This is a genomic window from Moritella marina ATCC 15381 (assembly GCF_008931805.1).
GTDB lineage: Bacteria > Pseudomonadota > Gammaproteobacteria > Enterobacterales > Moritellaceae > Moritella > Moritella marina.
The window spans coordinates 4,494,575-4,506,573 of record NZ_CP044399.1 but is presented as its reverse complement, the minus strand read 5'-3'; the positions used below and the strand labels follow the sequence as shown (position 1 = coordinate 4,506,573).

Here is an 11,999-nt window from a genome sequence, read left to right as displayed (position 1 = left end):
AACTAAGAGTGTACTTTATTCTTAGTACAAATTTCAAAGTTTAACATTTTAAAATGGGCGTAAATCCGCTAAAATCGCCGCAATTATAGTTACTAATAGCCCTCATATGATCATAGCTAGCGATATTGAACTTCTGCGTGGTGGCAAGCCACTTATTACAAATACCAGTGCCAAAATCAACCCAGGTCAAAAAGTTGGCTTAGTCGGTAAGAACGGCTGTGGTAAATCCAGTTTATTTGCCCTTATCCGCCACGAAATCAGTTTGGATAACGGTAGCTTAACCTATCCCACAGGTTGGCAAGTGTCGAGTGTAAAACAGGAAACACCTGCACTCGATCGCAGCGCCCATGATTACGTGTTAGATGGTGATATTGAATTCCGTCAATTAGAAGCGGATCTAGCCCAAGCTGAAGCAGCTGATAATGGTAATAAGATTGCTGAGATCCACGGCAAACTCGATGCGATTGGTGCATACAGCATTAACGCGCGCTGTTCTGAACTGTTATCAGGCTTAGGCTTTAGTGAAGACAAACAGCAACTGCCAGTACAGAGTTTCTCGGGTGGTTGGCGCATGCGTTTAAACTTAGCCCAAGCACTGTTATGCCGTTCTGACTTATTACTCCTCGATGAACCAACCAACCACTTGGATTTGGATGCGGTTATCTGGTTAGAGAAATGGTTAAAACAGTATGACGGTACATTAATGTTGATCTCGCATGATCGCGATTTCCTCGATGCGATTATTACTAAGATCATTCACGTTGAAGACCAAAAGCTAAACGAATACACAGGTGACTACACCTCATTCGAAAAACAACGTGCAGAAAAACTATCACAACAGCAGTCTATGTTTGAAAAGCAACAGCGTGAAGTTGCCCACATGCAAAGCTACATCGACCGTTTCCGTTATAAAGCATCAAAAGCCAAGCAAGCACAAAGTCGTATTAAAGCGATGGAGCGTATGGAGCTTATTTCAGCGGCCAATGCTGATTCACAATTTAGCTTTAGTTTCTTAGAACCTGATGCACTGCCACTGCCGTTGTTAACAATGGAAAACGTGTGCGCAGGTTATGGCGATACCCTTATTCTTGATAACATTAAATTGAATCTCGTGCCGGGCAGTCGTATTGGTTTATTGGGCCGTAACGGCGCAGGTAAATCAACATTAATTAAATTATTGTCTGCTGAAATGGAACCACTGAAAGGTTCATTAGAAGTGAATCCAAATTCGAAAGTCGGTTACTTTGCCCAGCACCAATTAGAATTTTTACGTTTAGACGACACGCCTTTACAACACATGGTACGTCTAGCGCCCGATAAAACAGAATTAGAACTGCGTAAATACTTAGGCGGTTTTGGTTTCATCGGTGAAAAAGCCCTCGATATCGTACGTCCGTTCTCGGGTGGTGAAAAAGCACGTTTGGTATTAGCCCTGATCGTATGGCAAAAACCGAATCTGTTACTCCTCGATGAGCCAACCAACCACTTGGATTTAGAAATGCGTCACGCGCTGTCAGTAGCCCTACAAGGTTTTGAAGGCGCTATGATTGTTGTATCACATGATCGTCACTTATTACGCTCTACGACCGATGAGCTGTACTTGGTACACGATAAGAAGGTATTACCGTTTGACGGTGACTTGGATGATTACCACACCTGGTTAGCAGAACAGCAAAAAGTTGAGAAACAAGCGACGCAAGTGGTTAATACCAGCGCTAACAGTGCGCAAGGTAAGAAAGATCAAAAGCGTAAGGCTGCAGAATTACGTAAACAAACTCAACCAGTACGCAAACACATTGAAAAGCTTGATAAGCAACTTGAAACCTTAGGTGACAAGTTAACAGCCGTTGAAGCCCAACTCAGTGAAACCAGTATTTATGAAGATCAAAACAAAGCTAAGCTGAAAACCGCATTAAGCGAGCAAGCGAAGTTTGTTGTTGCGATTGAAGAAGCTGAAACCACGTGGATGGAATTAAACGAAGAGCTTGAAGAAATGATTGAAGCAAGCGAACAAACTTAATAATAAACTTAAGTGTGATAATAAATAGGGGGCTGAACTTATATCAGCCTCTATTTTTAATAAAATAGACTTTATCAGAACAAGCTTTTCCACTGTTCTGTATCAACGAACCAGCGTTCCTCATAAATTTTTTCACCTTCAAATTGGAACAATACTGATAATTGCGACGCTGTCATTTTATCGGATTTCCATTCCACAATTGAAACCACTTCATTGCCCGTTTCAATTTGACGAAGTTCGGTTATTTCAAATCCAGGTGGCAGTAAACCACCCAGATTATTTAGCGCCTTACGAAACGTTCGTCGCCCTCTGAGAATATCTTCCTGCCCCGGCATTACAAATGTCATATCATCCGTGTAATCAGCGACTAAGGCATCGAAATCACCTTTACCTACAGATTCCCAACCACGCTGTACTATATCCGATAATTTCATTATGACAACACTCTAGCAGTTTTACATCACTTAACTATAGAGAGCATTCTATCAGTCGGCACTAGCCATTATGGGATAAAGTGTGATCTAAAGCTGTCCTAACCAACCTTTACTGTAACTTTGATATTGCTGGGTCTGCAGTAGCTGTAAATTATCTTTCGCTAGGACTTTTTTACCTTGTTCAATTTGGCTTACCGCTAATAAAAAGCGCCATTTATCAGTTATTAATAGCGTCTTTTCATCCGCAGTTTTAGTATCTCTATCTTTCAACAAATCTGTATACGCTAATTCAGCTTCAGACCAACGCGCTTCTAAATACAATAACTGCGCCTGCTGCTGATCGTGTTTCGCAAATTTAATACCTGCGCGTTCAGCTTGGGCTAACACATCCAACGCTTTACTGCGTTCACGCGCCATTAGCCAGGCATTACTCAAGCCTTTAAAGTAAGCTAAATCGCGTAATAATAATTTTTTATCCGCGCCTTCAATATACACATCAGCTGCTAATCTTGGTTGTTGCTGCTGTAAATATAACGACGCTAATACTCGATAACCTTGTGCGGTAAGCAGGCCTTGATTACGGGTGATCGCCAATGTCGATAATGCCGCTTTATTCTGCTCTAAACTAAGATAGCTATACGCCAAGCGTTCCCAGTAATCTTTCGACTCGGGGAAATCGACCACCGCTATTTGCAGGTGTTTATTGAGCTGTTTGCGATGTTCTAAACGCTGTAATAACGCTAATAATAATTGCAGGTAAGACTCTTTTTTCGGCGCTAACTTATAAGCCCGTTTTGACGGAGCTAAAGCCGCGGTTAACTTATCTTGTAAATAATAGGCTTGGGCTAACAATGCCGCATTACTGGCTTGCTGATCAAGCGTGATCTTATAAGTCTGACGTTGTTTGTCATCAAGCTTATCCACCAGTTTAAACCAAGCATTAAGATGCTGAGTGACTAGTGCCCACGATTTTTTATTTGTATCTGGAGTTTTATTCGCGCTTGCCGCAAGTTGTGCTGCTAATTGCTGGAATGTCAGTTGTTGTTCAAGTTCTAACGGTAAGTTGAGTAGTCGAGAGACGACTTGGTAGCTTTCCGTATAACCTTCTTTATTCAACAGAACTTGCAGGTGCAAATTACTCGCCAGCAATTGGCGTTCAACTGAATGATCTTGCTGCTGTTGATAAAATTCAGTAATGTCGTCAGTTAAGATTTTATTCGATTCAGCCTTGGCTTTTTTTTGCTTATCGTCCTGTGCTGACATCTTCGCAAACGCTGTGGTTAAGGTGATATAACGGCTATAAACAGAGGCAGGTACTTGCTGCGCTTGCGCCAATGGCATCGATAACAGTATGACCAGTGACAGCAATATTAATTGCCACACAGATCCAGACAACAGCGATGAAATCCCCTGCTTCATACTAATTAAGTTCAAAGACCATTCTCCATTTTTTCCATACTTCGGTACCTGCAGGGGCTTTTTCAAACTGCCAGCGACGCACTGATTTACGTGACACTTTAGCGAAATAACCACGTGGGCTTTCTTCGATGATCTTAATCTCTTCACTGCGCCCTTCATCATTAATCAAAACATGTAATAACACATAACCTTCGATTTTTAGACGTTTGGCCTTGTAAGGATATTGCGGATTGGTTTTACGTAATACTTTCGCAAAGCCAATTTCAGGCTCACCAATCGCGGCTTGTTCAACAGTGGCGACAGCAACAGGCGTGACGTCAGCTTGTGGTTGAATATGGCTCGTCACATCGACCAGTTGCGGTGATACATCAAAAGTAGGTACCGATAACGCGGGTAAAGTAATGCTGCTATTTAAATTAATATTTTGCACATCAAAACTCGGTTGCACAGGTTGCGGTAAGGTCACCATTTCTTGCTGTGGTTTTGGCTCGGGGATCACTTCTAGTTCAGGGCTAATTTCCTGTTCTTCAACATTTGAATCGGTGAACTGACGAAAGTCGATCGAAATAGGCTCTTGTACAGGGGGTTTATTGCTGCCAACCGTTAACGAATAAATTAATCCCGCTAAACTGACATTCACGACGACCGCCAGCCCAAATGCCAGTAGCCAATGGCCTTTACTGCCTCGCGGTTGCGACTGCAACATTGTCCACCCCTGCTAATCTGACTTGATCTAATACTTCAATTAAACGACCAGTATCAACACTGCGATCAGCATTTAACATTACCGAGGTATGATCGCCACCACTTAATGTTTTCACTCGACTACGCAACTTACGAATATCAACAGGTTCGCCTTCGATCCACACGCCGTTTTCAGCATCAATAGACACAACTAAACTCACTGCTCCTTGCACATCGTTGGTCGCGCCATCAGGGCGGTTAATATCAATCGCATTCATCTTATTAAACGATGCGGTCACTAAAAAGAAGATAAGTAAAATAAACACCATATCAATCATCGGCGTTAAGTCGACCGTGAGCGCATCACTGTTATTACGACTAAATCGAGTTCTCATTTAAATTCCTTTCACAACTAATTTTTGTGCCAAATCTAAGGTCAACAAGTTGGCGCGTTTGTTCAAATTGTGACAAAAAAACAACCCCGATAAACCCGTCACCAATCCTGCGAGGGTGGTTAATAATGCTTGAGCAATACCACTGCTAAAGAGTTCTGATACCCCAAGGCTGTCAGACAACACCGAAAAATTATCAATCATACCGTCAACCGTGCCTAACAAGCCTAATAGCGGTAACACACCGGTTAGTGTTTTAATGAAAATAAGCTTGCGAGTAAGCTGGCTTTGTAATTCAGAAATAAAACCATCACGCACAGCCACTGCTAATAAGTGTGATTGATCTTGCCACTGAGCCCACTGTGCTTGGTAATACTTAGAGAGCACAGGGTATTGCAAAACGTACTGTAAATAGCAGCGTGCGATAGTCCACCACATCACCACAGACAACAGCATAATGACCCAAAAGATCAGTGATGCATCATGCAGAAAGTCAAAAAATGCCAACATAATTATGCATTACCAGCTGTTTGTCGGTGATGAGTAACTACCTGTGTAGTTAACGATTCATTCGCACATAAATTAAGACGTTGTTGACGCTGCGCTAATAACCCTGCGCTTTGATGTTCAATCACATGGACGATACTGTCGCTTTTACTGGTTAATAAACTGTGTAATAACATTAATGGTACGGCCGCTATTAAACCAAACTTAGTCGTTAATAAGGCTTGGGAAATACCGCTGGATAATACTTGCGGATCGCTATTACCATAAGCCGTGATCGCTTGGAAGGTTTCAATCATCCCCGCTACTGTGCCTAATAAACCTAATAATGGTGCAATCGTAGCTAATACCGCTAACGATCCTAAGCCTTTACGGCATGCTGGTAATTCCGCCAAAATAGCTTCATCAAGAAAACGGGCTAATTCATCTGCGTTACTGTTTTCATGGCGATCAGCAACACCAACAATACGACCCAGTGAATTTTCGGTAAGCTTATCTAAATTCTGTTTTTGCGCTTTAATTTGCTTAGCTTCGCCAGACAGCACCCATAAACGGAATAAACCGATAACCATGCCGATCACACCCACAGCGACAATAATGAAGCCGATAACGCCGGCATCAGAAAAAATTTGCCACCACACGTGTTCTTCTGTCGCACGTTGCAATAAACCACCAGCTGAAGGGTCAATTAAGGTACTAACAAAACCCGCCAGGGGTTGTGAGAACCCAGCAATACGAGCGCTGATATCCGCCGAGTTTGATGGTAACAATTGATAGCTTTCACTCGCGGGTTGATACAGTAATGGCCCTTGTGCAGTAAAGGCTGTAAACCCAGCAATTTGGGTCACGGCTAATGTGTCTTTACTGCCGTCTGCCATCGTGACAGCTGTGTTTGTGATCGTAACCTTACTGCTGGCAACCATTTGCTCGGTAAATAATAGCCATAAATTTTTAATCGCGGCTAAATCAGGTTCATAATTGGCTTCACTGTAAGGAGACAACTGTGTTGAACGACCTGATAGCGTCGCGCTTAATGGGCTCTTATTTAATTGCCCACGCAAGTCTTGGCTAGCACCGCGAAATTCACTGAATACTTTATCCAAGTCCGACTTTTCACTATTAGCAAGTTTCCGCTTCGCTAAGATCAGTTTGTTATTACCTGCGATAGCCTCTTGTAACTGAGCCATTTTTTGTTGTAGAGCTTTATTTCGCTGCGTTTGCTTGGCTAAATTGGCTTTCTGTGTGGTGAGATTCGCTTTGAAACGGGTTAATGCGGCGTTGTCTATTTGTGTTTCAGCCACATTACTTTGTTTCACTTGTTTTAACAGTTCATCTAATGGCGTTGCGTGAACATCTAACATCAGTAAAGTAAAAACAAGAAAAATATAAGCACTAAAACGCAACGAGAAAGTCGTTAATGCAGTGAGAAGTCTAACCATTATAGTGCCTCCTGCTGTTGTGCTTCTACGCCAGTATTAATCGTTGTTTCTAACAAGGGCAATGCCAGTAAGGTTGGAACAGTTTTATTATCTGCTACGGCATAAGCTTGTTTTACTTTCGCTAACCAGGTTTCAGGTAAGGTTAACCAAGTACGTGTGCTGTTATCCCAATACCCTGCAGTATGCTTATCTGGCGTGAGATAATACAAGGCAACGCGGCCAACACGAATAAGTTGCACGGTTCTGTCTGCATCACTTAATGGTAATTGCGCTTGCCATGTTTCGATAGTGTCTCCGTATTCTGTTTCGATTTGATAGGCTTCTAATATACGACGGTATTTATCGGCAATAGTGATATTAGGGTTATCTAATAAACGATTAAGTTCAGCTAAACGTAATTGGCGTTCTTGCCATAGGAATGGAATATCTTGTTCAACAAACAAGGTGAGTACTTGTACCATTTGCTGCATTAATGGGGTCAATTCCATACGTGTTTCACGTACGCTTGCCATGTTACTTTCTAAATTGGCTAATAGCTTCTGCTGTTGTGTTACTTGTTTTTCAAGCTGATTGGTGTAAGCCGTAAGCACTGCATTTTCACGTAGTAAGCCACGATATTCAGCCACTGTTTCATTCGTTTTTTCATCTAATTCTGTAATATTATTTTGCGTACGCTGTGCTTGTGTCTGTGACTGTTGCTTGCTGTTGATAATATTATCAAGCTCGCTGGTTGCTTGAGCTGGCATCATAAATGCCCCCGCAAGTAACCCCATTGACCAAATTGCTGAATAGTTCATGTTATTCCACTGTCTATGCCGTGATAATTAAATATGCTGTGCTGTGAGAGTTAAATATATTAATCGTGATAATTAAATTTGATGAGCAAATTCGATGTTCAGGAAAAACTCATTGACACACCGCAAAACTAAATGAGAATCATTATATTTAAGACGATTGTATTTAGCAATCAAATCGGAAATATATGTTAATATTGTACAAATTACTGGTAATCACACTACAGAGCGCAATTATGATAATTCCCTATAAGCAATTAGATAAAGATACACTAAATACCCTTATAGAACACTTCGTGTTACGAGAAGGTACTGATTATGGCACCCTTGAGATGTCAATGTCTGAGAAAGTATGTCAGGTAACGAAACAACTTGAAATAGGTGATGTCGTCATCGTTTATTCTGAATTACATGACAGTGTGAACATCTTACCAAAGAGCGAAGTTCTTAAAAACCCACAATAATTGGGCAAATTTTATACTTGATAAAAGACCATTTACCTCGTATAACATAGCACTCATTAATTTAACTAGTTGGTCGATACAATGTCAGCAAAACATCCTATTATTGCTGTGACAGGTTCATCAGGCGCCGGTACTTCTACCACTAGCTTGGCCTTTGCTCACATGTTCCGTCAAGAAAACATCAAAGCCTCTTTTATTGAAGGTGACAGTTTTCATCGCTATACCCGTCCTGAAATGGATGTAGCGATCCGTAAAGCCCGTGAACAAGGCCGACACATTAGTTATTTTGGCCCTGAAGCCAATGATTTTGAGTTACTTGAAAACTTCTTTCAAGACTATGGCCGTGATGGCAGTGGTAAATACCGTCGCTATCTGCATACCTTTGATGAAGCAGTGCCGTATAATTTAATGCCAGGTACGTTTACTCCCTGGCAAGAAATTGATGCTGGTACTGATATCTTATTCTATGAAGGGCTACACGGCGGTGTTGCAACTAAAGATAATGATGTAGCGAAACATGTTGATCTACTGATCGGCATGGTGCCTATTGTTAACTTGGAATGGATCCAAAAGTTAGTCCGTGATACTGAAGACCGTGGCCATTCTCGTGAAGCGGTAACTGATTCTATCGTCCGCTCGATGGATGATTACATTAACTTCATTACACCACAGTTTTCACGTACCCACATTAATTTCCAACGAGTACCGTTAGTCGACACCTCGAATCCATTTAGTGCGACAACGATCCCAACGCTGGACGAAAGTTTGGTGGTGATCCGTTTCCAAAGTGTGAAGAATGTTGATTTCCCGTATTTACTAACCATGATTGATGGCTCGTTTATTTCTGGTATCAATACCCTAGTGGTACCGGGTGGTAAAATGGCCCTCGCGATGGAGCTTATCTGCGCCCCGCTGATCCGCCAGTTATTAGTCGAAGGTAAGATTAGCTAATATAGAAAGTAGAATATAAAAGTAACAAATAGGAAGTAAAAGGGGGATGCTGTCATACAGCATCCCCCTTTTTTGTGATTACAGCGCTAAGAACAAACTAATAAATAACGGGGACGCTAGGCTTAATATAAAGCCACTGACAATCGCCAACGGCACATAGCCATTACCACCAGACTTTTGAATCATCGGTAGCGTAAAGTCCATCGCCGTCGCGCCAGCATAACCAATCGCAGTTGACGGATGTAAGCGGATCAGAGATGGAATAATTAAAATAGCCACCAACTCGCGACCCAAATCGATAATAAACGCGGCGCCGCCAAATACAGGCGATAAACCATCGGTGATCAAAATACCAGATAATGAATACCAACCAAAACCAGATGCCAACGCCAAACCATTGCTTAATGGTATATCCAATAAGAATGCTGCTAACAAGCCGCCAACCCAAGAACTCGTCATCATCACTAACGCGATCTTAATGCCCCAGCTATTGAGCAATATCTCTCTTAATTTCATACCACTATTACGCAACTGACAACCAATTAGCAATAATAATAATACCAAAGCACCCTCGGTGATAGCATCAATATCAATCCATTCTGCAGACACAAACAAACCAACAATAAAACCAGCTGCAATGACAAAAATTAGCTGCACTGATTCTAAAATCAGGTGCCATTTACTTAGTGTCTCGCCATCTCCTTCCACTATTTTCGACAAACGTTTATCTAGTCCCCACAAAGCCAATAAATTAGCAGCAGATACACAAGCCAACACAGTAAAACTGTATAATCCTATGTTCTGAATATTTTGCGCAAAGTTATCTAAATGCGACAAACTAATGCCCATCAAAAATAAAATCACGTACACCATTTTACTGGTGCCAGAGTTAACCCAATGAATATGTTTCTGCTGCGTTAACGCAACAAAGTAGCCCAACACTAAGGGCACGATGACAATCAAAAATCCAGAATACATCTAACGTCTATCCATGTTTATTAGTGGCCACAACTAAGCAGCAGTTCTTAATCGATAGTTCTTAATCGATAACTATTTACGCAACAACACTCATCGCATTAAGTGATTCTCGCAGCGTTGCAAACTGTGCGTTGTCATTGATCAACAAGCACACTCGTTCACCTTGCTGCTGACGTGTTTTAGCTTGTTTCGCAAAATCAGCACTTAATGTCGGATAGCGTTCGGCGTCACGACGACATAATTCAATAAACTCAGCCATGCTGTCATTGTTGTCTTCCACATATAAGATCACATCCGCTTGTTGCATCAAACGCAGCGCTCGTAGGCGTAATAGATCCGTTTCATCAGGTAGCTCAATTAAATAAATATCACCTTCAACATCGCCCTGCGGCGTTGCTAATTGCAAATCAAACTCTTGCTGTAATTGCGCCTTATCAGTGGTAAGTGATACCGCTTTAGAGCTGAAGAAACGTTCCCAAAAACGCCGGCGCTCAGTCACACTATTAAATTGTTGCTTCACGCGATCGCGTTGATCGCCAGAAAATGCACCGAGCAAACCCAGTGTTTCTGGTAATAAAGCTTCGAGTTTTTCACGTAAATAACGGATCAATACAGGTGCAGTACCACCACTAGATATCGCGATTTGTAATGGAGAGCGGTCAATAATAGAAGGCGTGATAAATTCACATAACTCTTGCTGATCGGCCACGTTAACTAACAAGTTACGTTCACAGCAGTCTTGCCATACTTGCTTATTCAACGCCGTATTGTCGGTTGTCACCCACACCATCACATAACTATCTGCAACATCATCGAGATAATTGCTGTTGTAGCCGTCAATGATTGCCGTAATTTTGGCATCATTACCATTGCTCTCATGGCCACAATAGCGCTCTAGGGTATCATTTAGGCGCGGTGATAAAACCGTAACCTTAGCACCCGCGCTTAATAGTAAGTCAACTTTTCGACTCGCTACTTCACCGCCACCAACGACCAGTACGTTTTTATCATTTACATCCATAAAAATTGGCAAATACTGCATGTTACATCCATTTAAAAGTGCATAAACAATGGTTAGTATACGGCGCAACCTGCTGATAGTCATCAACATCACGACTATAGAAAATAATTAATTTAATGGCACAGAAAATGCTTACATTACAGATTGAGTGAAATAGTAGTAATAATGTCACGCGTCAGACAATTTTTTGACTCCGGTCATCAGGAGAAGGTTTATCATGCACGAACTTAAACAGTATATTCAAAATTACAAACAGATAAACATTGCCACCACGTGGTTACTGCTTGCTGCGACATTGGTATTACTATTGCCAACCACTGCATTGTCGGTATCAGGTTTAGATCAATGGGTCAGCCAATACCGTGGTTACATTTCGATTATCGTGATTTCTGCGATTGCATATTTTATTGCCTTATTTCTGGTTCAAGCCGGGCAGTCAGTGCTCGATAAAAAATCAGATACCGAAACCATGAATAAAATTAATAACATGGTCAAGGTAATGAACACCTCAGAACAAGCGGTAATCCGTGAATTTATTTTTCAAAAGAAAGACATTATTTCCCTGCCATTAGAGATGGCGGCAGTAGCAAACTTAGTCGAGAATTGCATCTTAGTGCCGGCATTAAATAGCCAAGAAATTATCGGTACTGGCAGCAAAATAAAATTATGTATCAATATTAAAGCACGCCCGTTACTGGACCATAAAGCACTCGGTTTCCCTGAAGGTAAAATGACAGACTTACAGGCAAAAGCGCTGAAATCAGCACGCCCTGCATTTGCCAAAGAGTTTTACGTTCGCCACTAAACCGACCGTCAATAAAACGAAAGCGTGACGAATTGACCTGACGTAAGGTCACAAAGAGCACAAAAATGACACTCTAAAGACCACAATAAAGCAC

General features: G+C 41.6%; 13 protein-coding genes. 4 read left to right on the top strand and 9 right to left on the bottom strand.

Annotation, left to right across the window (positions count from 1 at the left end; translation table 11 throughout):
- Positions 1-106 precede the first annotated feature (106 nt).
- Positions 107-2,020: an ABC transporter ATP-binding protein gene (locus FR932_RS20355; protein WP_019441396.1), complete on the top strand. Its 1,914-nt coding sequence runs from the start codon at positions 107-109 to the stop codon at positions 2,018-2,020.
- 74 nt (positions 2,021-2,094) lie between these two features.
- On the opposite strand, the gene FR932_RS20350 is transcribed toward FR932_RS20355, so the two are convergent.
- The 7 genes from FR932_RS20350 to FR932_RS20320 form a co-directional block, all read right to left on the bottom strand.
- Entirely contained in the window at positions 2,095-2,454 is a 360-nt protein-coding gene (locus FR932_RS20350; protein WP_019441395.1) for a nuclear transport factor 2 family protein, read from the bottom strand.
- Positions 2,455-2,541: 87 nt separating this feature from the next.
- Entirely contained in the window at positions 2,542-3,888 is a 1,347-nt protein-coding gene (locus FR932_RS20345) for a tetratricopeptide repeat protein (protein ID WP_019441394.1), read from the bottom strand.
- The gene (locus FR932_RS20340) at positions 3,875-4,579 is read right to left on the bottom strand and encodes an energy transducer TonB (RefSeq protein ID WP_019441393.1); all 705 of its coding nucleotides are present in this window, start codon (positions 4,577-4,579) and stop codon (positions 3,875-3,877) included. The genes FR932_RS20345 and FR932_RS20340 overlap by 14 nt, the downstream gene beginning before the upstream one ends.
- Positions 4,551-4,952, bottom strand: coding sequence for an ExbD/TolR family protein (locus FR932_RS20335; protein WP_019441392.1), 402 nt, complete (start codon positions 4,950-4,952; stop codon positions 4,551-4,553). Before FR932_RS20335 ends, FR932_RS20340 begins: the two co-directional genes overlap by 29 nt.
- Positions 4,953-5,459, bottom strand: coding sequence for a MotA/TolQ/ExbB proton channel family protein (locus tag FR932_RS20330; RefSeq protein ID WP_019441391.1), 507 nt, complete (start codon positions 5,457-5,459; stop codon positions 4,953-4,955). It abuts the gene before it with no gap.
- 2 nt (positions 5,460-5,461) lie between these two features.
- Positions 5,462-6,892 (bottom strand): MotA/TolQ/ExbB proton channel family protein, encoded by a 1,431-nt coding sequence (locus FR932_RS20325; protein ID WP_019441390.1) that lies wholly within the window; start codon positions 6,890-6,892, stop codon positions 5,462-5,464.
- Complete coding sequence (locus FR932_RS20320) at positions 6,892-7,689, bottom strand: DUF3450 domain-containing protein (RefSeq protein WP_019441389.1); 798 nt, start codon at positions 7,687-7,689, stop codon at positions 6,892-6,894. The genes FR932_RS20325 and FR932_RS20320 overlap by 1 nt, the downstream gene beginning before the upstream one ends.
- 233 nt (positions 7,690-7,922) lie before the next feature.
- Between FR932_RS20320 and FR932_RS20315 the strand changes: the two genes are divergently transcribed.
- Both FR932_RS20315 and FR932_RS20310 read left to right on the top strand, forming a co-directional pair.
- Positions 7,923-8,150: a YheU family protein gene (locus FR932_RS20315; RefSeq protein WP_026032137.1), complete on the top strand. Its 228-nt coding sequence runs from the start codon at positions 7,923-7,925 to the stop codon at positions 8,148-8,150.
- Positions 8,151-8,231: 81 nt separating this feature from the next.
- Positions 8,232-9,101, top strand: a complete 870-nt coding sequence (locus tag FR932_RS20310; protein ID WP_019441387.1) for a phosphoribulokinase — start codon at positions 8,232-8,234, stop codon at positions 9,099-9,101.
- 78 nt (positions 9,102-9,179) lie between these two features.
- Here the strand turns inward: FR932_RS20310 and FR932_RS20305 are convergent, their stop codons facing one another.
- Together FR932_RS20305 and FR932_RS20300 are read right to left on the bottom strand one after the other, a co-directional pair.
- The gene (locus FR932_RS20305; protein WP_019441386.1) at positions 9,180-10,079 is read right to left on the bottom strand and encodes a LysO family transporter; all 900 of its coding nucleotides are present in this window, start codon (positions 10,077-10,079) and stop codon (positions 9,180-9,182) included.
- Between the two features lie 76 nt (positions 10,080-10,155).
- The gene (locus FR932_RS20300) at positions 10,156-11,121 is read right to left on the bottom strand and encodes a precorrin-2 dehydrogenase/sirohydrochlorin ferrochelatase family protein (RefSeq protein ID WP_019441385.1); all 966 of its coding nucleotides are present in this window, start codon (positions 11,119-11,121) and stop codon (positions 10,156-10,158) included.
- Positions 11,122-11,317: 196 nt separating this feature from the next.
- Between FR932_RS20300 and FR932_RS20295 the strand changes: the two genes are divergently transcribed.
- Complete coding sequence (locus tag FR932_RS20295) at positions 11,318-11,905, top strand: super-infection exclusion protein B (RefSeq protein ID WP_019441384.1); 588 nt, start codon at positions 11,318-11,320, stop codon at positions 11,903-11,905.
- Positions 11,906-11,999 lie beyond the last annotated feature (94 nt).